Raw genomic sequence first — 25,118 nt, 5'->3', positions numbered from 1 at the left:
TTCTTCTAAATCAATAACTTCCGATTCAGCCCCAAAAAACTCCGGATGTGCCTGGAAGCCGCACGGCATCAGCATGCCAGCACGTGCGGTAACAATAGCCTCGCGGTACTTATTTGCACATGGTTGGTGCGCGTTTTTTCCCACACCGCACTGTTACCGGTCCCTCAATCCTGCAAGAAATTTCTTACTGCCTCAAAGCTGTGCACGCCAATTTTTTGCAACCTTCATCACGTGCGACGCTCACCGCATGACGGCTTCTCGTAGGGTGGAAAGCGCTTTTCATTTCCACCATTCGATGCCAACCCCAACTCCCATGGTGGACCGATGAGGCGTGGTCCACCCTACGCCTAGATCACCACACGAAGGCATTGCCCCGCGTGGTAGAGCGAAAAACCCGCTTCGTAGAGCGAACTCCGCAAACCCACCGCCGCCACCGCACACATGGGCTGGAACGGCATCGGCAACACCTGCTCGTCCCCGCTGAGCAGGTAGTCGGCGAAGGCCTTGCCCACCACGCTGCCGGTGGTCACGCCGCGGCCGTTGTAGCCGGTGAAGGCGAGCAGGCCGGACGCCGGCTCGTAGAGGCGCATCAGGTGATCGGGAGTGAAGTCGATGCAGCCGGTCCAGGTGAACTCCCAGTCCACCTTGCCCAGGTAGGGGAAGTAGTGGCGCTGGATGCGGTCGGCCCAGGCGCGCAGGAACCAGGCCGGCTTGCGCGAGCCATTGCCCAGGCTGCCGAGCAGCAGGCGGCCGTCGGCGTCCCGGCGGATGCTGCTGAGCACCTGGCGGGTATCCCAGGAGCCCTGCCCGCCCGGCAGGATGCGGGAGGCCACCTCGCCCGAGAGCGGCGTGGAGGCCACCTGGTAGTAATAGCCGGGGAAGAAGTGGCGGCGCAGCTCGGTCCACTCCCCTTCGGTGTAGGCGTTGGAGGCGATCACCACCTGCGGTGCGATGGCCGCGCCATGTTCGGTGACCACGCACCAGTTGGCGCCCTGGCGTTCCAGGCGCTGCACGGGCGAATGCTCGAAGAGCTGGCCGCCGAGGAATTTCACCGCGCGGGCCAGGCCACGGGTGTAGCCCATGGGGTTGAGGGTACCGGCGCGGCGATCGAGCAGCGCAGCGGCGATCCGGTCGGTTCCGGTGGCCTCGCGGCAGGCGGCGCCGGTCAGCAGCTCCACCGGCGCGCCACGACGCCGCCACTGCTCGCAACGGCTGGCGAGGTCGGCCTGGCCACGGGCGTTGTGGGCCATGTGCAGGGTGCCTTCGCGGCGCAGCTGGCAGTCGATGCCGTAGCGATCCACCAGGGAGAACACCAGGGACGGCGCAGCGCCCAGGGTGCGGTTGAGCCGTTCGCCGACCGTGCGGCCGAGGCCGGCCTCGATCTCGTCCGGCGCAATCCACATACCGGCGTTGACCAAGCCGACATTGCGCCCGGAACCGCCATGGCCGGCGGTATGGGCCTCCAGCAGGCAGACGCGCTTGCCCGCCTCCAGCAGATGCAGGGCGGCACAAAGGCCGGTGAAGCCGGCACCGATCACGCACACATCCACCTTGACTTCGCCATGGAGCACGGGACTTTCCGGCAGGCGGGGCGTCAGATGTTCCCAGAGGCATTCCTGGCGCAGGGTCATCGAGTGCAGTCCTTGCTCAGTCGAAGGTGATGCCCTGGGCCAGCGGCAGTTCGTGGGAATAGTTCACGGTATTGGTCTGGCGGCGCATGTAGGCCTTCCAGGCGTCCGAGCCGGACTCGCGGCCGCCACCGGTTTCCTTCTCGCCACCGAAGGCGCCGCCGATTTCCGCGCCGCTCGGGCCGATGTTGACGTTGGCGATGCCGCAGTCGCTGCCCACCGCCGACTGGAACAGCTCGGCTTCGCGCACATCGGTGGTGAACACGCAGGACGACAGGCCCTGGGGCACGGCATTGTTCAGGGCGATGGCCGCCTCGAAATCGCTGTAGCCGATCACATAGAGGATCGGCGCGAAGGTTTCGTGGCAGACCACGGCGCTCTGGCCCGGCATTTCCACGATGGCCGGGGACACGTAGTAGGCGTTGGGGAATTGCTCGGCCAATTGACGCTCGCCACCGAACACCTTGCCGCCTTCGGCACGGGCCTGCTCCAGGGCGCGCTGCATGCCGTCGAAGCTCTGCTTGTCGATCAGCGGACCGACCAGGTTGCCCTCCAGCGGGTGACCGATGCGCACCTTGGAATAGGCGGCTTTCAGGCGTTCGATGATCTCGCCCTTGACCGACTCGTGGGCGATCAGCCGGCGCAGGGTGGTGCAACGCTGGCCGGCGGTGCCGACGGCGCTGAAGAGGATGGCGCGTACCGCCAGGTCGAGGTCGGCGCTGGGGGCGAGGATCATCGCGTTGTTGCCGCCCAGCTCCAGCACGCTGCGGGCGAAGCGCGCCGCCACCCGGGGCGCCACTTCGCGGCCCATGCGGGTGCTGCCGGTGGCGCTGACCAGCGCCACGCGCGGGTCGTCCACCAGGGCCTCGCCGGCTTCGCGGGCGCCGATCACCACCTGGCTGAGGTGGGCCGGGGCTTCGCTGAAATTCTTCGCCACTCGCTCGAACAGCGCCTGGCAGGCCAAGGCGGTGAGCGGGGTCTTTTCCGAGGGTTTCCACACCACCGGATTGCCGCAGACCAGCGCCAGCGCGGCGTTCCAGGACCAGACGGCAACCGGGAAGTTGAAGGCGCTGATCACCCCGACCACGCCCAGCGGATGCCAGGTCTCGCGCATGTGGTGGCCGGGCCGCTCGGAAGCGATGGTCAGGCCATAGAGCTGGCGCGACAGGCCCACTGCGAAGTCGCAGATGTCGATCATTTCCTGCACTTCGCCCAGGCCTTCCTGGGTGATCTTCCCGGCCTCCCGGGACACCAGCTCGCCCAGTTCGACCTTGTACTGGCGCAGCACTTCGCCGTACTGGCGGATCAGCTCGCCGCGACGCGGCGCCGGCACCTTGCGCCAGGCCTGGAAGGCATCAAGGGCGCGGGCGATCTTCTGATCGACTTCGGCGCGGCCTTCCAGGCGCACGGTTCCGATGCGGCTGCCGTCGATGGGCGAATGAACGGCATGATCGCCTTGCTGGTAGAGGGACGGATCGACACCGAGGCGGTCAAGCAGTGCGGCAACCATGAGCTACTCCTGTTTCAGAATCGGGCAAAACCTGCTCATGGGCGGCTGGGCGTCGGCGATACCGCATCATGGACAGCCTCGAAACGCTCGTTTTCAGCATCGAACTCGCATGCGCGCGCATGGCCAGGTTTTAAAGAGCCAGTAATAGCTGCGAAAAGGGCTTGCCAACAAATGACCTTTCCGACACATATCATTCCGTTATTTCATGATCCGGACCGTTTTCGAGAAGCCCGATGCTCAAACGCCACATGCCTTCGATCACCGCCCTGCAATGCTTCGAGGCGGTGGCCCGGCACCTGAGTTTCACCCGCGCCGCCGATGAGTTGAGCCTCACCCAGAGCGCAGTGAGCAAGCAGGTGGCGCAGTTGGAGGAACTGCTCCAGCACCTGTTGTTCCGCCGTGTGCGCCGGCGCCTTCAGCTGACTCCGGCGGGCTCGCTGTACCTGACCGAAGTACGCAAGATCCTCGCCCAGGTGGAGATGTCCACCCACTACATGCTGTCCTATGGCGGCGACACGGAAGTCCTGCGGGTGGCCACGCCACCCACCTTCGGCGCGCGCTGGCTGATCCCGCGCCTCAAGGGCTGGCGCCTGCGCCACCCGAACATCCACCTGGACCTGCGCAACGAACTGGAGCCCAACGCCCTGGCCCAGGGCCGCTGCGACCTGGCCTTCTATTTCGGCCATGGCGCCCTGCCCGGCGCCGAGTGCATTCGCCTGTTCAGCGAGGAAGTGGTGCCGGTATGCGCCCCCGGCGTGATGCCGGAACAGCCCTTCACCGAGCCGACCCAGCTCACCGAACTGGTACTGCTGCAGAACGCCACCCGCCCCGAAGCCTGGCACGAGTGGTTCCTGAGCCAGGACCGGCACACCGAGCACAGCTACCACGGGCCGCGCTTCGACACCTCCTACATGTGCATCCGCGCCGCCCAGGCCGGCTGCGGCGTAGCCCTGCTGCCGCGCTTCCTGGTGGAAGAGGAACTGGCCGAAGGCAAGCTGGTGATCCCCTGGGACCACCCCATGCCCAGCCGCAACGCCTACTACCTGGCCTACCCCGAGCACGCCGCGGAAGTGCCCAAGGTGCGCGACTTCGTACGCTGGATGCTGGAGCAGATGGACCGGGAGGCGCTATAGCGGAATAAACTCGGCCTGCCTTTCAGTAGGGGCGAATTCAAGCGCAGCTGCCCCCTCGGCCCCGCTGGGCACGCCTTCGGCCTGCTTGGCGAATGAATTCGCCCCTACAGCATCTGGTCGCCAAAACAAAAAAAGGCCGCTACACGGAGCGGCCTTTTCGTATTCGCCTGAGGTCAGTCGACCAGGGCCAGGGTACCCTTCATCATCGACACGTGCCCCGGGAAGGAGCAGAAGAACTCGTAGCTTTCACCGGCGGCCAGCTTGGACACCTCGAAGGTCACGCTGGCGCTCTCGCCGCCGCCGATCATCTTGGTGTGGGCGATGATGCGCGGGTCTTCGGCCTTGAGGTAGTCCTTGTCGAGGCCGGCGGTCATGCCTTCAGTGGCGATGGCCGGGGCATCGGCGGTCTTGCTCAGCACCCAGTTGTGGCCCATCACGTTCTTGGCCAGCTTGCCGGAGTGCTTGAGGTTCACGGTGAAGGTCTTGCAACTTTTGCTGACCTTGATCTCTTTGGTATCGAAAGTCATCTGGTCAGTACCTTGCACTTCCACTGTACATTCAGCAGCCAGCAGAGGTGCACTGGCCAGGGCCAGCACGGATGCAACGACGAGCTTGCGAATCATGGGAGTCTCCTTGGCAGTAAGGGCAAAAGGCCCAGGACGAGAGACTGCCCCATTCGTCGGCGAGTTCCCATGACCTGCGGCAACAGGCCGCAACCCTGATTACAAGGAATTTCCGCGCCATGTTGTCCTTCTTCATCGCCGCCATGCTTCTCGGATTCGTGTTCAATGCCGCGCCCGGCGCGGTCTTCAGCGAAACCCTGCGACGCGGCCTGCGGGACGGCTACAAGCCCGCCCTGATGGTGCAGATCGGCTCCCTGGTTGGCGATGCCACCTGGGCCGCGCTGGGCCTGACCGGCCTCGCCCTGCTGCTGGACAGCGCCGCCGTACGCTACCCGCTGACCATCGCCAGCGCCCTCTACCTGGGCTGGCTCGGCCTGCAATCCCTGCGCGATGCCCACCGCCCGCCACAACCCTCGGCCGAGGAGGGCAGCGTCGGCGCCAGCGGCGGCGCCTTCGCCTCGGGCGCGGCACTGTCGCTGACCAATCCGCAGAACATCGTCTACTGGGCCGCCATGGGCGGGGCCATGGCGGCGGTCGGCGTGGCCGAACCGACACCGACGCATCTCGCGGTGTTCTTCGGCGGCTTCATGCTCTCCTCGCTGCTCTGGTGCTTCATCTGCGCCGGCCTGGTGGACTGGTTCCGCCGCGCCGCGTCCACCCTCTGGCACCGCCTCACCTACCTGGCCTGCGGCCTGTGCCTGCTGGGGCTGTCGGGGATGACGGCAGCGGAGCTGCTGAAGGCCATCTGACCTATCGCACCAATCGACACAATCAACGGGCGGGCCGGCAGGCACCGCCCTGGCATGGCGGCATCCATCGACAAGGAGATGTGCCATGAACTTCCTGCAAAGCCTGCTCGCCGCCTACGCCGCCGGGGCCTGCGGCGCCTCGAGCGAATGACCCCGCCCGACTACCGTTCGGAAGCTGACCACTCGCACAGCTTGGAGCCGAGGGGCGAAGCCGGTACTCTTGCGCGCTTTTTCGCCCCCGGAGTCCCCCATGCCTTTGCGTTCCGTCTGCGTGTTCTGCGGCGCCAGCCCCGGCGCCAAGCCGATTTACCGTGAAGCAGCCGCCCTCCTGGGCCACACTCTGGCAGAACGCGGCATCACCCTGGTCTACGGCGGCGGCGCGGTTGGACTGATGGGCACCGTGGCCGACGCGGCCCTGGCCGCCGGCGGCGAAGTCATCGGGGTGATCCCGCAGAGCCTGATGGACGCGGAAATCGGCCACAAGGGCCTGACCCGCCTGGAAGTGGTGGACGGCATGCACGCGCGCAAGGCGCGCATGGCCGAGCTGTCCGACGCCTTCATCGCCCTGCCCGGCGGCCTGGGCACCCTGGAAGAGCTGTTCGAGATCTGGACCTGGGGCCAGCTGGGCTACCACAGCAAGCCCCTGGGCCTGCTGGAAGTGAACAGCTTCTACGACAAGCTCACCGACTTCCTCGACCACCTGGTGGAGGAGCGCTTCGTCCGCGACCAGCACCGTGGCATGCTCCAGGTCGGCGGGCACCCCCAGACCCTGCTCGACCGCCTGGAAGCCTGGCGCCCCAGCAGCGCGCCCAAGTGGGTCGATCGCAAGCCCCACTGATCGCCGGCCGTCCCGGGCCCTAAACTGTCCGGGACAACCCCAGGATCAGGAGCGCCCCATGGCAGGCGACGAGCGGATCAAGGTCTACTACAACAGCGCCTGTCCGGTATGCAAAGCCGGGATCGAGGGCCAGAAAGGCAAGACCACCGCCTGTCGGGTGGAATGGGCCGACATCCACCAGGACAACGCCGCGGTCGAGGAAATCGGCGAAGACCTGGAATATGTCCGCGAACGCCTGCACCTGGTGGACGAACAGGGCGTCAAGCGCATGGGCGTGGATGCCTTCATCGTGCTCTGGCGCCACTCGCCGGGGGAGGAATGGAAGGCCCGGCTGTTTTCCCTGCCGATCCTCCACGGCCTCGCGCAACTGGGATACAAGGCCTTTGCCCGCCTGCTCTATCATTGGAACAAGGCCCTGCGCCACTGGTGACCGATGATGGCAACGATCGAAACCCTGACGTCCCTCTCCCCTGCCGACCGCCAGCGCCTGGTGGAGGTCTGGGAAGACGCGGTGCGCGCGACCCACCACTTCTTCGGCGAGGACGACATCCAGTTCTTCAAGCCCCTGGTGCGCGACGCCTATCTGGACTCCATGCGGCTCGCCTGTCTGCGTGACGCTGCAGGCCGCATCGCCGGTTTCATCGGCACGACCGGAGACCGGGTGGACATGCTCTTCGTCGACCCGGCGCAGCATGGCCGGGGCATCGGCCGCGCACTGCTGGAGCACGCCCTGGCCTGTGGGGCCCGGACGGTCGATGTGAACGAACAGAACCCGCAGGCAGTGGGTTTCTTCCTGCGCATGGGCTTCGTCCAGGCCGGCCGCTCGGAAGTCGACGCCCTGGGCAAGGAGTTTCCCATCCTGCACCTGGTCAAGGGATAAATCCGTAGGGTGGACCACGCTTCACCGGTCCACCATTCGTGGCGGGTCCCGGGCCGCGATGGTGGACATGAAAAGCGATGTCCACCCTACGCACTTGTAGGCGCGAACTCATCCGCGAAAACCGGTCTACCCCTGCGGTTGCTGCACGATGATGGTCTGCGCCGGCATGGGCGCCGGAAAATCGGTGCCCAGGGCGTCCTTGATCACCCGGTTGGTGTCGAAATACACCTGCCAGTAGTCGTCATTGTGGCAATACGGCCGCACCGCCAGTACCGGGCCCACCAGGTTGAACTCGAGGATTTCCACATCCACCGGCGGGTCGCCCAGCACGTTGGGGATGGCGGCGATGCGATGCTTGAGCAGGGCTACAGCCGCCTGATAGTCGGCCGCGCCGGACAACTGGGCCTTCAGCTCCACGCGGCGGAAGGCGTTGGCGCTGTAGTTCTGGATGGTATCGCTGAAGATCTTGTTGTTGCCCACCAGGGTCATCACGTTGTCCGGGGTGTTGATGGTGGTGCCGAACAGGCCGATCTCCTTCACCGTCCCCGTCACTCCACCCGCGCTGATGAAATCGCCGACCTTGAAGGGGCGCAGGACGATGATGAAGCCGCCTGCCGCCAGGTTGGCCAGCAGCCCCGACCAGGCCATGCCGATGGCCAGGCCGACCGCCGCGATCAGTGCCGCCAGGCTGGTGGTCTGGATGCCGAAAAAGCCGAGGATGCCCACCACCAGGAGGATGTTCAGCGTCACGGTGATGAAGGAGCCGACGTAGCGCAGCACGGTCGGGTCCGCCTTCTGCCGCTCCAGCGAACGCTGGACCAGCCCGACGGCGAAATTGATCAGCCAGCGGCCGACCACCCAGAAAGCGATGGCCGCGAGAATCTTGACGCCGAAGGTGGTGGCGTACTGCATGACGGTGGTCATGAACGCGCTGACCTTCTCGGTCCCTACATTGACGATCGTTGTTTCATCCATGGCGGAGCACCTTGCAGGAGAGAAAGTGGCCCCGAAAAAGCTAGCACGCCCCCCGCAAAGTGCTTGCCTGGCCCAACCTACAGTCTTGTCAGACCGCCAATTCCCAGAGCGGCATGACGGTAACCCGCACCTCGGGATCGTGGCTGCCGCCGCCGAGGATGACGCCGCGCAGGGGCGAGACGTCGGAGAAATCGCGCCCCCAGGCCAGGGTGATGTGTTCCAGATTGGGCAGGATGTTGTTGGTGGGGTCGAAATCCACCCAGCCATTGTGCGGGCAGTAGACCGACACCCAGGCGTGCGAGGCGTCGGCGCCGATCAGGCGCGGTTGGCCGGGGGGCGGCTGGGTCAGCAGGTAGCCGCTGACGTAGCGCGCCGCCAGCCCCCGGGAGCGCAGGCAGGCGAGCATCAGGTGGGCGAAGTCCTGGCAGACGCCGCGACGGCGCTCCAGCACCTGGGTCAGCGGCGTCGCCACCTGGGTCGCTTCGGCATCGAAGTCGAACTCGCTGAAGATCTTCTCCATCAGCGCCGCCGTTCCCAGCAGCAACGGCCGCCCGGCGGGGAAGCAGCCGCTGGCGAACTCGGCGAACTGGCGCTTGATGCGCACATAGGGCGACTCCACCCGGTAGCGGCAGGCGTCCAGCTCCATGGGCGACAGGGCGCGTGCGGAAAAGGCCAGGGTCGCCGGCACCTGCTCCCAGGGTGGCGAGGCGGCCAGGTCCGCCGCTCCGTGGGGCAGCACCTCGATCTGCAGGCGGGTGTTCACCTGCAATTCGTCGTGGGGACGCTCGAAGGCCAGGCGCGTCAGGGGATTGCCGAATACGTCCGCGAGGTCCTGGCGCAGCGTCGGCTCGGGGTTGACCAGCAGTTGCTGGCCGCTGCAGCGCTGCCAGGGGCAGTCCCGCGGCCACAGGTGGGCCAGCTGCTGGGACAGCGAAACCGGCGCCGAATAGCGGTAATGGGTGTCGTGGAACACCTGGTAGCGGGCACCCTGGACGGGGGCGATGGACTGGGCTTGCGCACGCATCAGGTGGATACCGTTTGCTGGCTGACGTCGTCGACGTGGGCAAAATAGCGCAATCCGAGGCGATCGGAGACCTGTCCGACGTTCTGCGCGATCTCCCGCAGCAGCCCGGCCAGCCCGGCGAGCACCTCGGCCAGGCTTTCGCTGCCGAACAGCGGATCTTCCAGGGTCCCCAGGTCGAAGGCCAGCAGACGTCCGATCAGGCCGCTCAGCACCAGTTCCTGGGGCGCGCCGAACTCCAGGTGCAGACGCCCCAGGGAACGCTCCAGGGCCTGCAACTGGAAGCGCAGGGCGTGGGGGTTCTGCTCGTGCAGCAGGAGCAGGTCGAGCACCGGGATCAGTTGGGGCGAAGCCAGGTAGCGCGAACGGTAGGTGATGGTGCTGTTGCCCAGCTCCAGCAGCCATTCCAGGGCGACCGGGTCCCAGGCGGCACCACCCTCGAGAAAGCCGGCGATGCTTTCGGCATAGAACTGCACCCGTTCGATGCGCCGGCCGATCATCAGGAAGCGCCAGCCGTCGTCGCGGGTCATGTCGTCCAGGGCGAAGCCGGACAACGCCGCCAGGGACATCAGCAGGCGGTTGAGGAATTCCAGCGCCTCGCCCAGGTCGGTGCGGGTCGGGTCCAGGGCCTGGGCCTCGCGGTGCAGCTCCAGCACCGCGTGCCAGTTCTCCCGCGACAGGCGGCCGCGCACCTGGGCGGCCGTCCAGTGCAGGCGGCGCAGGTTGGCGCTGACGCTGCTCGGCCACTCATCGTCCAGCAGGGCCGCCAGCAAACGTTGCTCCAGCGGTTCGTCGCCACGCGGCACCAGCCCGACGGCGCCGGCCAGTTGCAGGGCCGATTGCAGCGCCTGTTCGTCACCATCGGCATCCACGTAGCGCGACAGCACCACCCGCAGCAGGCGCGCGCCATCGTCGCAGCGCTCGCCGTAGCGGCCGAACCAGAAGAGGTTTTCCACCACCCGCGACGGCAGGTAGGGGTCCTGGCGGATCAGGTCGCGCACGCCGAGGGTGCGCGGCCGCAGCGGCTCGCCCACCACCGGCAGGTCGGCCAGCACCCAGGTGTCCTTGCTGGCGCCGCCGCGCTGCATGGACACCACCTCGGCGTCCGCCGCCGAGGCCACCCGCGTCAGGCCGCCGGGCATCACCCAATAGCTGCCGTCACTTCCGGCCACGGCGAACACCCGCATGCCGATGGCCCGCGACTGCAGCTCGCCGCGTTCGCCATCAGCCTGCCAGACCGGTGCCTGGGACAGCTGCGCCATGCGCTGGGCGACATAGGCATGGGGGTGGGCCTTGAGGCGCTTGCGCAGATCCAGCAGGGCACCGTTTTCCAAGGCATGGCCGAACAGCGGCTCGAAGCTCTGGGAGGGGAACGCGGGCTTGATCACCATCCCGGCCAGGCCTTCCAGGGACTTGCCCAGGCCCTGCCCCTGGCCGCACCACCAGGTGCCCACCGTGGGCAGCAGCAGGTCCTCGCCCAGCAGGCGCTGACTGACCCGCGGCAGGAAGCCGAGCAGGCCGGGGGATTCCAGCACGCCGCTGCCCAGGGCGTTGGCCACCAGCACCCGGCCGTGACGCACGGCGTCGAGCAGGCCGGGCACGCCCAGGGCCGAATCGGTGCGCAGCTCCAGCGGGTCGCAGTAGTCGTCGTCGAGGCGGCGCAGCACGGCGTGGACGCGCTTCAGCCCGCCCAGGGTCTTGAGGTAGAGGGCGGCGTCGCGCACCGTCAGGTCGTGGCCTTCCACCAGCGGGAAACCGAGCTGGCGTGCCAGGTACAGGTGCTCGAAATAGGTTTCGTTGAAGCGCCCCGGGGTGAGCAGCACCACCAGGGGCGTCTCGCCGTCGCTGGGAGCCTGGCGGATCAGGGTCTCCTGCAGGGTGCGGAAGTACCCCGCCAGGTACTGCACCCGCAGGTCGCGGTAGAGCTCCGGCAGGGCACGGGAGACGATCTGCCGGTTCTCCAGGGCGTAGCCGGCACCGGAGGGTGCCTGGGTGCGGTCGGCCAGCACGTGCCAGCGGCCATCGGCATCGCGGGCCAGATCCACCGCGTAACTGTGCAGGAAGATGCCGCCGGGCGGCTGCACGCCCTGGCAGGGCCAGAGGAAATTGGGATGGCCGTAGACCAGTTCGCTGGGCAGCAGCCCTTCGGCCAGCAGGTTCTGCGGGCCGTAGAGGTCGGCCAGAACCCCATTGAGCAGGCGCGCGCGCTGGGCCACACCGGCGGCGATGGGCTGCCACTCCTCGGCCGAGAGCAGGTTGGGCAGGAGGTCCAGCTCCCAGGGGCGGTCGGTGCCCTTGGGGTCGGCGTAGACGTTATAGGTGACCCCGTTTTCCTGGATCTGCCGCGCCAGCAGCTCCTGGCGCTGCCTGAGCTGGGCCGGGGTGGCGCGCTCCAGCCGCCGGAACAGGCGCTGCCAGTGCGGACGCACCCGGCCTTCGGCATCCAGCAGTTCGTGGTAGGCCGTGGCGGTCAGGGGGTAGTGGGCTAGCAGCTCGGACATCGGCAGGCTCGGCGGAGGGTCGGCAGGGAAACTTTAGCGGACGACGCGGCGCCCGGCCTCCGCAGTGCGGGCCGGGTCGCGCCCGCACCGCCTAGTGGCGGCGCAGGTCCAGGGTCATGGGCAGTTCGTCGTCGACCATCGGTACGCCGACCTGCAGCTTGCCCGGGGTATGCCCATGGCGGAAGAAGCGCGCCAGGCGCCGGCTTTCCGCCTCGTAGGCGTTCACCGGGAAGCTGTCGTAGCTGCGCCCGCCGGGGTGCGCCACATGGTACTGGCAACCGCCCAGGGAACGCTGCATCCAGGTATCGACTATGTCGAACACCAGCGGTGCCTGCACGCCGATGGTCGGCTGCAGGCAGGACGCCGGCTGCCAGGCACGGTAGCGCACCCCGGCGACGAATTCGCCGACCTGGCCGGTGGCGCGCAGCGGCACCGGAACCCCATTGCAGGTGACCACGTAGCGGTCCGGCGCCATGCCGGTGACCTTCAGCTGCACCCGCTCCAGGGACGAATCCACGTAGCGCACGGTAACGCCCGCGGCGCCCTCCTCGCCCAGCACATGCCAGGGCTCCAGGGCCTGGCGCAGCTCCAGGTCGATACCCTTCACCGAGAAGTCACCATATTTCGGGAAGCGGAACTCGAAGTGCGGGGCGAACCACTCGGCGCGCAGCGGGTAGCCCGCGGCATTGAACTCGTGGACCACATCCTCGAAGTCCTGCTGGACGAAGTGCGGCAGCAGGAAGCGGTCGTGCAGTTCGGTGCCCCAGCGCGCCAGCTTGGGCGGCGTGTAGGGCTCGTCCCAGAAGCGCGCCACCAGGCCGCGCAGCAGCAGTTGCTGGGCCAGGCTCATGCGCGCATGGGGCGGCATCTCGAAGGCGCGCAGTTCCAGCAGGCCGAGACGCCCCGTGCTGCTGTCCGGCGAGTAGAGCTTGTCGATGCAGAACTCGGCGCGGTGGGTGTTGCCGCTGACGTCCACCAGCAGGTTGCGCAGCAGCCGGTCCACCAGCCAGGGCGGGCAGTCGGCGCCGGGCTCGGGCATCTGGCGGAAGGCGATTTCCAGCTCGTAGAGCGCGTCGTTGCGCGCCTCGTCCACCCTCGGCGCCTGGGAGGTGGGCCCGATGAACAGGCCGGAGAACAGGTAGGACAGCGACGGGTGGTTGTGCCAGTAGCTGATCAGGCTGCGCAGCAGGTCCGGCCGGCGCAGGAAGGGCGAATCCGCCGGCGTGGCGCCACCGAGGACGAAGTGGTTGCCGCCGCCGGTGCCGACGTGGCGGCCGTCCACCATGAACTTCTCGCTGGACAAGCGGCTCTGCCGCGCTGCCTCGTAGAGGAACTCGGTACGCTCCACCAGCTCGTCCCAGCTGGCCGAAGGGTGGATGTTCACCTCGATCACCCCCGGGTCGGGAGTGACGCGGAAGTTCACCAGGCGCGGGTCGCCGGGCGGCTCGTAGCCTTCCAGCAGCACCGGGCAGTCCAGTTCGCCGGCGGTGGCTTCGATGGCGGCCACCAGCTCCAGGTAGGCCTCCAGCTCGGAAAGCGGCGGCATGAACAGGTAGAGCCGGCCCTCGCGGGGCTCGGCGCAGAGGGCGGTGCGGGTGATGCCGGCGGCGGACTGGTGCAGGCCCGGCTCGTGGGAATCGCCCCGGGCACCGGGCGCGCCGCCCCGCAACTGCTCGCGGATCAGCGCGGCACGGCGCAGGGGCGGGAAGGCCTGGCTGGGGTCGGCCGGGTTCACGTAGGGGTAGTCGGCCTCGCTGGCCCAGGGCTGGGAGTCCAGCGGCAGGCGGTAGCCCAACGGCGAGTCGCCGGGGATCAGCCGGCAGTGCTCATCGCGCAGGTACCAGCGGCCGCTCTCCCAGGCATCGCCCGCCGCGCTGCGCGCCAGCGGCAGTACCTGCCCCACCACCTCGCCCAGGCCACGCTCGAAGATCCGCCGCAGCCGCTCGCGTTCCAGCGGGTCGGCCAGGCGGGCGTCTTCCGGGGTGACGTTGGCGGGCAGCTTGCGCTCGCGCCAGAGGTAGTAGAACCAGTCCTCGAAGGCCGGGAACCGGTGCTCCGCCGAGACGCCCAGGCGCCCGGCCACACGGTCGAGAAAGCGCGCCGCGAGGCGGGCGTCAGCGCCGTAGCCGCGGCCTTCATCGGCGTAGAGGGCGTGGTCCTGCCAGATGGGTTCGCCATCCTTGCGCCAGTAGCAGTTCAGCGACCAGCGCGGCAGCTGCTCGCCGGGGTACCACTTGCCCTGGCCGAAGTGCACCAGGCCCTGAGGCGCATAGTGGCGGCGCAGGCGGTGGAACAGGTCGGCGGCGAGCAGGCGCTTGTTCGGGCCGAGGGCGGCGGTGTTCCACTCGGGGTCGTCGGGGTAGTCGATGGCGATGAAGGTGGGCTCGCCGCCCATGGTCAGGCGCACATCGCCGGCCAGCAGGTCGGCGTCGATGCGCATGCCCAGCTCGCGGATCGCCTGCCACTGTTCTTCGCTATAGGGCTTGGTCACCCGTGGTGCTTCCCAGACCCGCTCGACGCGCATCTCGTGGGAGAAGTCGCACTCGCTTTCGTCCACTCCGCCGCTGATGGGCGCCGCCGAGGACGGCTCCGGGCTGCAGGCCAGCGGCACATGCCCCTCCCCGGCGAACAGCCCGGAGGTGGGGTCCAGGCCGACCCAGCCGGCGCCCGGCAGGTAGACCTCGCACCAGGCGTGCAGGTCGGTGAAATCCACCTCGGTGCCGCTGGGACCGTCCAGGGACTTCTGGTCGGCGGTGAGCTGGATCAGGTAACCGGAAACGAAGCGCGCCGCCAGGCCCAGGTGACGCAGCAGTTGCACCAGCAGCCAGGCCGAGTCGCGGCAGGAACCGGAGGCCTTTTCCAGGCTTTCTTCCGGGGTCTGCACGCCGGGCTCCAGGCGGATCAGGTAACGGATGTCCCGCGACAGCTGCTGGTTCAGCGCCACCAGGAAATCGACGCTGCGTCTGGGCGAGAGATCGATGCGCGAGAGGCAGTCGGCGAACAGCGGCGTGGCCGGCAGGCGGCTGAGGTAGGGCGCCAGCTCGCGCTGGTCGTCGGCGGTGTAGGCGAAGGGGAACTGCTCGGCATAGGGCTCGAGGAAGAAATCGAAGGGGTTGAACACCGCCATCTCGGCGACCAGGTCCACCTCCACCTTCAGCTCGCGGGTCCTGTCCGGGAACACCAGGCGCGCCAGGTAGTTGCCCTGGGGATCCTGCTGCCAGTTGATGAAGTGCTTGCCCGGCGCCACCTTCAGGGAATAGCCGAGAATGCGCGTGCGGCTGTGGGGCGCCGGCCGCAGACGGATGATCTGCGGACCGAGGTTGACCTCGCGATCGTAGCGATAGTGGGTGACGTGATGCAGTGCGACATGGATCGACACGGCGTGCCTCCTGCGAGCCTGGGCGATGCCGGGAACCGCGCAAGACTTGTGCCAGCCCCCGAACCGTTGATTTCGGCCTACTCCTGCGCTGGAAGGGGGCCGCGTTCGCGCCCGCGGGGTGCCGCCGCACAAAAATGGTTCACGGGCGGCAATTACCTGCGGGTGAATTTCAAGCCTAGCGGCGGAAGATGAAGGAGATGGGAATTCTTGCCGGGCTGCTTAGGCCGATTAGTCATAAGCACCAACGATGGGAATGCGATTATCTGTGGGGGACAAATTCATTCGCCCCCACAAGGAAATGCGAGCCCGGAACTCCGATGGGTATCGCGTTGCTCCACCCCTCCTACGCTCTTGGGGAAATTCGGCGCCCCAGCCCAACGCAAACAAAAACGCCAGCCCGGAGGCTGGCGTTCCCATCAGCGCGGCGCCACCGGCCGCTTGGCCGGCTTCTTCTTGCCGCCGCCCTTCTCCGCCGCGGCTGCCTTGTTCTCCGCCTGCTTGCGAGCGAAGGCCGCGGCCTTGGCCTGCTCGCGCTTGTCCCAGGGCTTGCTGCCGTCGCTGGCCCGCGGCGGCAGGCCGGTGTGCTGGGTCAGTACTTTGCCGACCTTGTTGCTGCCCGCCGGGGTGGAGTTCTTGCGGCGGGCGCTGTGGTACTCGTCGCTGGCCGGCTGGTAGGTCGGGATCAGCTGGTGCTTGCCATTGCCGATCAGGTCGCCGCGGCCCATGCGTTCCAGGGCCTCGCGCAGCAGCGGCCAGTTCTTCGGGTCGTGGTAGCGCAGGAAGGCCTTGTGCAGGCGACGCTGCTCCTCGCTCTTGACGATCTTCACCCCCTCGCTCTTGTAGGTGACCTTGCGCAGGGGGTTCTTGCCCGAGTGGTACATGGCGGTGGCGCTGGCCATGGGCGACGGGTAGAACGCCTGCACCTGGTCGGCGCGGAAGCCGTTGCGCTTGAGCCAGAGGGCGAGGTTCATCATGTCCTCGTCCGTGGTGCCGGGGTGGGCGGCGATGAAGTACGGGATCAGGTACTGTTCCTTGCCCGCTTCCTTCGAGTACTTCTCGAACATCTGCTTGAAGCGGTCGTAGCTGCCGATGCCCGGCTTCATCATCTTGTCCAGCGGGCCGCGCTCGGTGTGCTCCGGGGCGATCTTCAGGTAGCCGCCGACATGGTGGGTCACCAGTTCCTTGACGTACTCGGGCGATTCCACGGCCAGGTCGTAGCGCAGGCCGGAGGCGATGAGGATCTTCTTCACCCCCGGCAGGGCGCGGGCCTTGCGGTACAGCTCGATCAGCGAGCTGTGGTCGGTGTTGAGGTTCTCGCAGATGCCGGGGAATACGCAGGACGGCTTGCGGCAGTGCTTCTCGATCTCGGTGCTCTTGCAGGCGATGCGATACATGTTGGCCGTGGGGCCGCCGAGGTCGGAGACCACGCCGGTGAAGCCGGGCACCTTGTCGCGCATCTCCTCGATCTCGCGCAGGATCGACTCGTGGGAGCGGTTCTGGATGATCCGGCCCTCGTGCTCGGTGATGGAGCAGAAGGTACAGCCGCCGAAGCAGCCGCGCATGATGTTCACCGAGAAGCGGATCATCTCGTAGGCCGGGATCTTCTCCTTGCCGTACGCCGGATGCGGAACGCGGGCGTAGGGCATGCCGAAGACGTAGTCCATCTCCTCGGTGGTCATCGGGATGGGCGGTGCGTTGAACCAGACGTCCACATCGCCATGGCGCTGGACCAGGGCACGGGCGTTGCCCGGGTTGGTCTCCAAGTGCAGCACGCGGTTGGCGTGGGCGTAGAGCACCGGGTCGTTGCGCACCTTCTCGAAGGACGGCAGGCGGATCACGGTCTTGTCGCGGGTCAGGCGCGGGTTGGGCAGCAGTTGCACCACCTTGGCCTCGTTGGGGTCTTCGACCGGGCCTTTTTCCTGCTCGATGGCGCAGGCCGCGAGGTCCTGGGTGTTGACGTAGGGGTTGATGATCTTGTCGATGTGACCCGGACGGTCGATGCGGGTGGAGTCGATCTCGAACCAGTCCGCCGGGGTATCGCGGCGGATGAAGGCGGTGCCGCGCACGTCGGTGATGCTGTCGATGGTCTCGCCCCGGGACAGGCGCTGGGCGATTTCCACCACGGCGCGCTCGGCGTTGCCGTAGAGCAGGATGTCGGCGGTGGCATCCATCAGGATGGAGCGGCGCACCTTGTCCTGCCAGTAGTCGTAGTGGGCGATGCGGCGCAGGGACGCCTCGATGCCACCGAGGATCACCGGCACATGGGTGTAGGCCTCCTTGCAGCGCTGGCTGTAGACCAGGCTGGCGCGGTCCGGGCGCTTGCCAGCGACGCCGCCGGGGGTGTAGGCGTCGTCGGAACGGATCTTCTTGTCCGCGGTGTAGCGGTTGATCATGGAGTCCATGTTGCCCGCCGCCACGCCGAAGAACAGGTTCGGCTCGCCGAGCTTCATGAAGTCGTCCTTCGAGCGCCAGTCCGGCTGGGCGATGATGCCCACGCGAAAGCCCTGGGCTTCCAGCAGGCGGCCGATGATGGCCATGCCGAAGGACGGATGGTCGACGTAGGCGTCGCCGGTCACGATGATGATGTCGCAGGAGTCCCAGCCGAGCTGATCCATCTCTTCCCGGCTCATCGGCAGGAAGGGTGCGGGACCGAAACATTCGGCCCAGTACTTCGGATAGTCGAACAGCGGCTTCGCGGCTTGCATATTTTTTGACCAGCGGGCTTTCACGAGGGGCGCGGAATATAGCACAAATTTTGAACAAATCCGACGCCCGCGCTGGGTTTCTGCGGGGCCGGACACAACGCCGCCGCAAATTGCGTCCAGAGTGATCACAAATTCTCCGGATCGCTATACTCCTGCCGACACATACCGCCAGGCCGCAGCAGTAAATAACTTACAAGGAGCGTGCGCGGTGCCTCGTCCAAGCCTGATCCTCTTCCTGCTCGTCTGCTGGGTGGGTGCCCTCGCACCAGCCCAGGCGGCGTTCGAGCTGACCCCGCGGAGCAGCGGCGCCCCGCTCAATGGACAGATCGATCTGCTGGAGGACCCGGACGGCAAGCTCGATATCCTGGACATGACCAATCCCGCGGTGCAGAAAGGCTTCGCCCCGGCGGACGGCCGCGCCAGCGTGGGCCAGAGCCGCAGCGTCTGGTGGGTGCGGGTGCAGCTCAGCCGCACCGCGGACGCTCCCCGCCAGTGGTGGCTGGAGAACTCGGGCATCACCGTCTATCGGGTCAGCCTCTTCCTGCCGGATGGCAATGGCGGCTGGACCCGACGTGAAACCAGCGAGGCCCGGCCCTTCGCCGAAACCCGTGACTATTCCTACCGGCGCATGCTGTTCAAGCTGCCGGAGATCGGCACGGAGCCCCTGACCCTGTACTTTCGCAGCTACGACCCGGCAGGCAATTCCTTCCCGCTGAAGGTCTGGCAGCTGGATGATCTCAAGGAGCTGAAGGCCACCGAGAACCTCGGCTTCGGCCTGGTCTACGGGGTGATCCTGGCGCTCTTTCTCTACAACCTGTTCATCCTGGTGGCACTGCGCGACCCCGCCTACCTCTGGTACGTGCTGGCCACCGCCTCGGCCCTGGTGTTCATCCTCAGCATGACCGGTCACGGCTTCCAGTACTTCTGGCCAGACGCGCCGGTGCCGGTCTGGCTGGACCGCATCACCCTGCCGGCGCTCTGGGGCATCTTCGTGATGCGTTTCACCCAGGAGCTGCTGTTCACCCGCCGCGGCCTGCGCTGGGCCGACCGCCTGTTCAATGTGGCCTGCGTGCTCTACGCCATCGCCATCCTGATCAACGTCTTCGGCTTGCGCGCCGAAGGTGCCATCCTGATCGCCATCACCCCCATAGTGACGGTGCCCACCGCCCTGATCAGCGCCCTGGTCCGCTGGCGCCAGGGCTTCATCCCGGCGCGCTTCTACCTGATCGGCTACGGCACCGTCCTGATCAGCACGGCGGTACTGGTGATGCGCGCCGCCGGCATCATCCAGCCGATCAACTTCACCGCCTATATGTTCCCCGTCGCCGTGGCGGCCGAGTCCATCCTGTTCTCCTTCGCCCTGGCCTACCGCATCCAGATGCTCAAGCAGGAACGTGCCGCCGCCCTGGAGCAGGCCGATCGCGAGAAGGCCGCACGCCTGGCACAGATGCAGGCCAGCGCCGACGAACTGCAGGCCGCCGTCACCGCCCGTACCGCCGAGCTGGCCGCGGCCAACCAGCGCCTCAGCGAGCGCGAGCGGGCACTGCGGCACGCGGCCTTCCACGACGCGCTGACAGAGCTGCCCAACCGCCGCTACCTGATCGAACGCACCGAGTCGGCGCTGGCCAATGCCAAGCGCCACCAGGAACAGCTGGCGCTGATGTTGATCGACCTCGACCACTTCAAGCCGATCAACGATCGCTTCGGCCACGACGCGGGCGATGAGATGCTGCGCACTATCGGCCAGCGCCTGCGCGAGCATGTGCGCGGCGGCGATGCGGTGGCGCGCCTGGGCGGCGACGAGTTCGCCGTGCTGATCAGCGGAGGGGACGCCGAGGTCCAGGCCAGAGACCTCGCCCGGCGCCTGCTGGACGAGCTGGCTGCGCCCATGTGCTACGGCGCGGAGCAGTTGTCGGTGAGCATCAGCATAGGCGTGGCCTTGTTCCCGCAACACGCCCGGCATTTCTCCGGGCTTTACCAGACCGCCGACCAGGCGCTCTACAAGGCCAAGGCCCGCGGCCGCTCGGATGTGGTGGTATTCGGCGAGGACGGCGAACTCTCCAGCGAAGCCAGCCTGCAGCTGGATGTGCTGAAGATTCGCAGCGGGCTCTTGTAGGGCAGAACTGCGGTCTGCTTGGCGAATGAATTCACCCCTGCAGGAAAAGGCAGAAGCGGCCAGCCGTGTAGGGTGGATAACGCTTTTCTATCCACCAACGAGGCCGTGCAAGACACCGATGGTGGAAATCCCCAAAGGGATTTCCACCCTACGCACCGAATGATGTGGAATCTCCCACAGGCTGGGCCTCAAGCCAGGTAGCGCCTTGGCACCCGCGCGGTAACCTTGGTGAGCAGCTCGTAACCGATGGTGCCGCAGGCTTGGGCCAGCTCATCCACCGACAGCTGGGCGCCCCAGAGCTCCACCGGGTCGCCGACGCGGGCCTCAGGCATGTCGCTCAGGTCCACCGCCAGCATGTCCATGGACACCCGACCGGCCAGCGGCACGCGGCGGCCATTGACCACCACCGGAGTACCGTTGGGCGCGTGGCGTGGGTAGCCGTCGGCGTAGCCGCAGCTGACGGTGCCGATACGTGATGGCCGGGGGGCTTCCCAGGTGGCGCCGTAACCCACGGTTTCCCCCGCCGCGATTTCGCGCACGGCGATCAGCTGCGCGCTGAGGCTCATGGCCGGTTTCAGGCCCAGCTCGGCGGCACTGAGGTCGGCAATGGGCGAGGCGCCGTAGAGCATGATGCCGGGGCGCAGCCAATCCATGTGGGCGGCGGGCATGGTCAGGATGGCCGCCGAGTTGGCCAGGCTGCGCTGGTCGAAATCCAGGTCCAGCAGGTCGAGGAAGCTTTCCAGTTGCACCTCGTTGAGGCCATGGCCGCGCAGGTCGGCACAGGCGAAGTGGCTGATCAGGTTGAGCTCGGCCACCTGGGTCGCGCCGCGCAGGCGGGCATGCCAGCGCCGCAGCTGTTCCGGGGTGAAACCGAGGCGGTGCATGCCGGAATCCAGCTTGAGCCAGACGTTCAGCGGCCGCGCCAGGGAAGCGGTGAGCAGCGCCTCGGCCTGCTCCGGCCCCTGGATGACCAGGTCCAGCCCCAACTGCGCCGCCAAGGGGTATTCGGCCGGCTCGAAGCAGCCCTCCAGCAGCAGCACCCGCGCCTCGTCGTCGAGGGCGCGTACTTCGGCGGCCTCTTCCAGGCAGGCCACGGCAAAACCGTCCGCCTCGCCGCGCAGGCTGGCGAGCACCTCGCGCACACCGTGGCCGTAGGCATTCGCCTTGACCACCGCGAAGGCCTGGCGGCCGGGCGCGCAGCGCTTGGCGACGGCGTAGTTGTGGCGGATGGCGGAAAGGTCGACGGCGGCGATCAGCGGGCGCATGAAAGACTCCACGGAAAGAATGGGAGATTCTATCAGGCTGGAGGCTGGAGGCTGGAGGAGCCTTGATCGTTCAGCGTCCAGCCTCCAGCGCTCTTATCGGCTCTTTCCTATTTATTCGTCTTCGAAGTTGTAGGCGCCGGGCGCCAGGTTCTCGAAGCGCGAGTACTTGCCGAGGAAGGCCAGGCGCACGGTGCCGATGGGACCGTTACGCTGCTTGCCGATGATGATCTCGGCGACGCCCTTGTACTCGGTCTCGGGGTGATACACCTCGTCGCGGTACACGAACATGATGATGTCGGCGTCCTGCTCGATCGCCCCGGATTCGCGCAGGTCGGAGTTCACCGGGCGCTTGTTGGGGCGCTGTTCCAGGGAACGGTTGAGCTGGGACAGGGCGATTACCGGGCAGTTGAATTCCTTGGCCAGGGCCTTGAGCGAGCGGGAGATCTCGGAGATCTCGTTGACCCGGCTGTCGCCGCTGGAGCCCGGAATCTGCATGAGCTGCAGGTAGTCGACCATGATCAGGCCGATCTCGCCGTGTTCGCGGGCCAGGCGGCGGGTGCGGGCGCGCATCTCGGAAGGGGAGATGCCGGCGGTATCGTCGATGAACAGCTTGCGGTCGTTGAGCAGGTTGACCGCGGAGGTCAGGCGCGGCCAGTCGTCGTCGTCCAGGCGGCCGGCGCGGACCTTGGTCTGGTCGATGCGACCGAGGGACGCGAGCATACGGATCACGATGGATTCGGAAGGCATCTCCAGGGAATACACCAGGATCGCCTTGTCGCTGCGCATCAGGGCGTTTTCCACCAGGTTCATGGCGAAGGTGGTCTTGCCCATGGACGGACGGCCGGCAACGATGATCAGGTCGGCCGGCTGCAGGCCGCTGGTCTGGGTGTCCAGGTCGTTGAAGCCGGTGGACAGGCCGGTGATGGCATCGCCGTTGTTGAACAGCTCGTCGATGCGGTCGATGGCCTTGACCAGAATGTCGTTGATGCCCACCGGGCCGCCGGTCTTGGGGCGCGCTTCGGCGATCTGGAAGATCAGCCGCTCGGCCTCGTCGAGGATCTCCTCGCCGGTGCGGCCCTGGGGGGCGTAGGCGCTGTCGGCGATCTCGTTGCTGATGCCGATCAACTGGCGCAGGGTGGCACGCTCGCGAATGATCTGGGCATAGGCCTTGATGTTGGCCACCGAGGGCGTGTTCTTCGCCAGTTCGCCGAGATACGCCAGGCCGCCCACCTGGGGCAGTTGGCCTTCCTTGTCCAGTTGCTCGGACAGGGTGACCACGTCGAAGGGCATGTTGCGTTCGGCCAGCTTGAAGATGGCGCGGAAGATCAGCCGATGATCGTGGCGGTAGAAGTCGCCGTCGGACACCTGGTCAAGCACACGCTCCCAGGCGTTGTTGTCCAGCATCAGGCCCCCGAGGACGGCCTGCTCGGCCTCGATGGAGTGCGGTGGCACCTTGAGGGCGGCGGTTTGCAGGTCGAACTGTTCCGGGACGGTGATATCGTTCATGGGCTCGGAAATTCTTGGGCTGGAAAGACATCGGGCACGACACCGCTTTCGCGATGACGTGCCCGATGTTAGCGGCCCGGCACCTGAGTGCAAGACCGCTCGGCGGCTTGCTTAGGCGGCTACCACGATCAGCTTGACGGTAGCTTCGACGTCGGTGTGCAGGTGCAGCGCAACGTCGTACTCGCCAACTTGACGGATGGTGCCGTTCGGCAGGCGGACTTCAGCCTTGGCAACCGGAACGCCAGCGGCGGTCAGGGCGTCAGCGATGTCGTGGGTGCCGATGGAACCGAACAGCTTGCCTTCGTCGCCGGCGCTGGCAGTGATGCTCACTTCCAGTTCGGACAGCTGGGCAGCGCGAGCTTCGGCGTTGGCCTTCTTGTCGGCAGCCTGCTTTTCCAGCTCGGCGCGGCGGGCTTCGAACGCAGCGACGTTCTCGGCGGTAGCAGCGGTGGCCTTGCCTTGCGGCAGCAGGTAGTTACGGCCGTAGCCGGCCTTTACGTTCACCTTGTCGCCCAGGTTGCCCAGGTTGGCGATTTTTTCCAGCAGGATGACTTCCATTTGGGTCTTACCTCTTAACTTTTAACCTTCACCGTTCGCAGGGCCGGCGCCATTCTTGCGCGCCTTGCGTCCGCGAAAATCAATCAGACTGTCGACGATGGCCAGAACCACCAGCAACGGATAGATCAGTTGCATGAACAGCAGCAGCGACACGTACAGCCCCACCAGCCAGAAACCGGCCAGCCCACCCTGCTTCGCCAGACCGTGCAGCAGGGCCAGGCCGGCGAACGCCAGCGGCACGCTGCAGATCGGCGTCAGCATCGCCAGCTCCAGCCCCAGGTTCGGGCCCAGCAGCATGGCGGCCAGCAGGCCGAAAGCCAGTGCCGGCGGCAGCCTCAGCGCGCGGAACTCGCTGCCGAAGCCACCGGGGTTGTACAGGGCTGCCTGCCAGTAGCGGCCGAGCATCAGGCTCAGCACGCTGACCAGTTGCAGCAGCGCCGCGATCAGGCCGGTCAGGACCGGCGCGACCATGGCTCCCAGACGCGCTCGCTCGTCATCCGCCAGTTGCGAATAGACGTTCCCCATCACCTGCGGCATGAGCTTCTGCAGCTCACCCGCCATGGCGACTATGGGCTCGCGGAACACCGCGCCCAGCACCAGGCTGTAGAACAGCCCGAGCGCCACGCTGATCATCAGCACCCGCGTCCAGGACACGCTGGAACGCAGCACCAGGGCCAACCCCAGCGCGCCGAGCAGCACCATCAGGGTGCGCGGCTCGCCGAAGTACCACCAGCCGAGGGCTGGCAACAGGGCCCAGGCGACAATGCCGAGAGCATCGTTCATACCACGCCGCAGCAGCACCAGGCTGCCGGCGGCTGCGCTCAGCCAGAACATCAGCGGCAGGGCCGCCGCACCCACCACCACCAGGGTGGCCTGTGTGCGACCGCGCATGATGAACTCAGCCAGAGCGCGCATTGCGATCTATCCCTTACCTAGGTCGACCGACCGAGATCAACGGCCGTGGCTGTCGGTGTAGGGCAGCAGGGCCAGGTAGCGGGCGCGCTTGATAGCGGTGGCCAGCTGACGCTGATACTTGGCTTTGGTGCCGGTGATACGGCTCGGAACGATCTTGCCGGTTTCGGAGATGTAGGCCTTCAGGGTGTTGAGATCCTTGAAGTCGATCTCTTTCACGCCTTCAGCGGTGAAACGGCAGAACTTACGACGACGGAAGAAACGTGCCATGAACTTGGCTCCTCAATAGATCCGTGGATTACTCGTCAGCGTTGTCGCTGTCTTCGCCTTCGGCGGCAGCGTCAGTCTCAACGCGCTCACGGCGCTCGCGGCGCTCGCTGCGGTTTTCCTCGGCCTTGAGCATCTCGGACTGGCCGGTGATGGCTTCGTCGCGACGGATGACCAGGTTGCGGATGACGGCGTCGTTGTAGCGGAAGTTGTCTTCAAGCTCGGCCAGGGCCTTGCCGCTGCACTCGACGTTCAGCATCACGTAGTGAGCCTTGTGAACGTTGTTGATGGCGTAGGCCAGCTGACGACGGCCCCAGTCTTCCAGGCGGTGAACCTTGCCACCGTCTTCTTCGATGAGCTTGGTGTAGCGCTCGACCATGCCGCCAACCTGCTCGCTCTGGTCCGGGTGAACCAGGAAGATGATTTCGTAATGACGCATAAATGCTCCTTACGGGTTGTAGCCTGCCAACAGCGTGGTCAGGCAAGGAGTGAATATCTCGTTTTGGCTTGCCGGGCCGGGGACGTGCGCGAGCCTGCCCCCACGGCAAGGGG

Annotated in this window: 19 protein-coding genes and 1 pseudogene; 6 read left to right on the top strand and 14 right to left on the bottom strand. The window is 66.7% G+C overall.

What is annotated here, in order from left to right; genetic code table 11:
• Positions 1-347 precede the first annotated feature (347 nt).
• Positions 348-1,631 (bottom strand): NAD(P)/FAD-dependent oxidoreductase, encoded by a 1,284-nt coding sequence (locus tag ACFPU0_RS15250; RefSeq protein ID WP_377693939.1) that lies wholly within the window; start codon positions 1,629-1,631, stop codon positions 348-350.
• 16 nt (positions 1,632-1,647) lie between these two features.
• Positions 1,648-3,138, bottom strand: coding sequence for an aldehyde dehydrogenase family protein (locus ACFPU0_RS15245; RefSeq protein WP_377693938.1), 1,491 nt, complete (start codon positions 3,136-3,138; stop codon positions 1,648-1,650).
• A 233-nt stretch (positions 3,139-3,371) separates the two neighbouring features.
• Here ACFPU0_RS15245 and ACFPU0_RS15240 point away from each other — a divergent pair, with 233 nt between their 5' ends.
• Entirely contained in the window at positions 3,372-4,271 is a 900-nt protein-coding gene (locus ACFPU0_RS15240; RefSeq protein WP_377693937.1) for a LysR substrate-binding domain-containing protein, read from the top strand.
• Positions 4,272-4,444: 173 nt separating this feature from the next.
• Here the strand turns inward: ACFPU0_RS15240 and azu are convergent, their stop codons facing one another.
• Positions 4,445-4,894, bottom strand: coding sequence for an azurin (gene azu / locus ACFPU0_RS15235; RefSeq protein ID WP_377693936.1), 450 nt, complete (start codon positions 4,892-4,894; stop codon positions 4,445-4,447).
• Positions 4,895-5,013: 119 nt separating this feature from the next.
• Here azu and ACFPU0_RS15230 point away from each other — a divergent pair, with 119 nt between their 5' ends.
• From ACFPU0_RS15230 to ACFPU0_RS15215, 4 genes are all read left to right on the top strand, one after another.
• Positions 5,014-5,643, top strand: a complete 630-nt coding sequence (locus tag ACFPU0_RS15230; protein ID WP_377693935.1) for a LysE family transporter — start codon at positions 5,014-5,016, stop codon at positions 5,641-5,643.
• A gap of 250 nt (positions 5,644-5,893) precedes the next feature.
• Positions 5,894-6,481, top strand: a complete 588-nt coding sequence (locus ACFPU0_RS15225) for a TIGR00730 family Rossman fold protein (protein WP_377693934.1) — start codon at positions 5,894-5,896, stop codon at positions 6,479-6,481.
• Positions 6,482-6,539: 58 nt separating this feature from the next.
• Complete coding sequence (locus ACFPU0_RS15220) at positions 6,540-6,911, top strand: thiol-disulfide oxidoreductase DCC family protein (RefSeq protein ID WP_377693933.1); 372 nt, start codon at positions 6,540-6,542, stop codon at positions 6,909-6,911.
• A gap of 3 nt (positions 6,912-6,914) precedes the next feature.
• Positions 6,915-7,361, top strand: coding sequence for a GNAT family N-acetyltransferase (locus ACFPU0_RS15215; RefSeq protein ID WP_377693932.1), 447 nt, complete (start codon positions 6,915-6,917; stop codon positions 7,359-7,361).
• 126 nt (positions 7,362-7,487) lie between these two features.
• Here the strand turns inward: ACFPU0_RS15215 and ACFPU0_RS15210 are convergent, their stop codons facing one another.
• From ACFPU0_RS15210 to ACFPU0_RS15190, 5 genes and pseudogenes are all read right to left on the bottom strand, one after another.
• On the bottom strand, positions 7,488-8,336 hold the full coding sequence (locus tag ACFPU0_RS15210) for a mechanosensitive ion channel family protein (RefSeq protein WP_377693931.1): 849 nt from the start codon (positions 8,334-8,336) through the stop codon (positions 7,488-7,490).
• An 88-nt stretch (positions 8,337-8,424) separates the two neighbouring features.
• Complete coding sequence (locus ACFPU0_RS15205) at positions 8,425-9,360, bottom strand: transglutaminase family protein (RefSeq protein WP_377693930.1); 936 nt, start codon at positions 9,358-9,360, stop codon at positions 8,425-8,427.
• Positions 9,360-11,858 (bottom strand): circularly permuted type 2 ATP-grasp protein, encoded by a 2,499-nt coding sequence (locus tag ACFPU0_RS15200; RefSeq protein WP_377693929.1) that lies wholly within the window; start codon positions 11,856-11,858, stop codon positions 9,360-9,362. The genes ACFPU0_RS15205 and ACFPU0_RS15200 overlap by 1 nt, the downstream gene beginning before the upstream one ends.
• 91 nt (positions 11,859-11,949) lie before the next feature.
• Entirely contained in the window at positions 11,950-15,237 is a 3,288-nt protein-coding gene (locus tag ACFPU0_RS15195; protein ID WP_377693928.1) for a DUF2126 domain-containing protein, read from the bottom strand.
• A 463-nt stretch (positions 15,238-15,700) separates the two neighbouring features.
• Positions 15,701-17,942: pseudogene (locus ACFPU0_RS15190) on the bottom strand (YgiQ family radical SAM protein); the annotation flags it as partial.
• A gap of 208 nt (positions 17,943-18,150) precedes the next feature.
• Between ACFPU0_RS15190 and ACFPU0_RS15185 the strand changes: the two are divergent.
• Entirely contained in the window at positions 18,151-20,058 is a 1,908-nt protein-coding gene (locus ACFPU0_RS15185; protein ID WP_377693927.1) for a diguanylate cyclase domain-containing protein, read from the top strand.
• 188 nt (positions 20,059-20,246) lie between these two features.
• Here the strand turns inward: ACFPU0_RS15185 and alr are convergent, their stop codons facing one another.
• The 6 genes from alr to rpsF form a co-directional block, all read right to left on the bottom strand.
• Positions 20,247-21,323, bottom strand: coding sequence for an alanine racemase (gene alr, locus ACFPU0_RS15180; RefSeq protein WP_377693926.1), 1,077 nt, complete (start codon positions 21,321-21,323; stop codon positions 20,247-20,249).
• Between the two features lie 111 nt (positions 21,324-21,434).
• Entirely contained in the window at positions 21,435-22,829 is a 1,395-nt protein-coding gene (dnaB, locus tag ACFPU0_RS15175) for a replicative DNA helicase (RefSeq protein ID WP_377693925.1), read from the bottom strand.
• 111 nt (positions 22,830-22,940) lie between these two features.
• Entirely contained in the window at positions 22,941-23,387 is a 447-nt protein-coding gene (rplI, locus tag ACFPU0_RS15170) for a 50S ribosomal protein L9 (RefSeq protein ID WP_377693924.1), read from the bottom strand.
• Between the two features lie 21 nt (positions 23,388-23,408).
• On the bottom strand, positions 23,409-24,302 hold the full coding sequence (locus ACFPU0_RS15165) for a hypothetical protein (RefSeq protein ID WP_377693923.1): 894 nt from the start codon (positions 24,300-24,302) through the stop codon (positions 23,409-23,411).
• A 36-nt stretch (positions 24,303-24,338) separates the two neighbouring features.
• A complete protein-coding gene (rpsR, locus tag ACFPU0_RS15160) occupies positions 24,339-24,569 on the bottom strand; it encodes a 30S ribosomal protein S18 (protein ID WP_003452992.1) in 231 nt (76 codons plus the stop codon).
• A 28-nt stretch (positions 24,570-24,597) separates the two neighbouring features.
• Positions 24,598-25,005, bottom strand: a complete 408-nt coding sequence (gene rpsF, locus ACFPU0_RS15155) for a 30S ribosomal protein S6 (RefSeq protein ID WP_271409455.1) — start codon at positions 25,003-25,005, stop codon at positions 24,598-24,600.
• Between the last annotated feature and the right edge of the window lie 113 nt (positions 25,006-25,118).

This window comes from Pseudomonas sp. GCM10022186 (assembly GCF_042656385.1).
Classification (GTDB): domain Bacteria; phylum Pseudomonadota; class Gammaproteobacteria; order Pseudomonadales; family Pseudomonadaceae; genus Metapseudomonas.
Note: the sequence above shows the minus strand (reverse complement) of the source record. Positions and strands in the feature narration are given on the sequence as shown.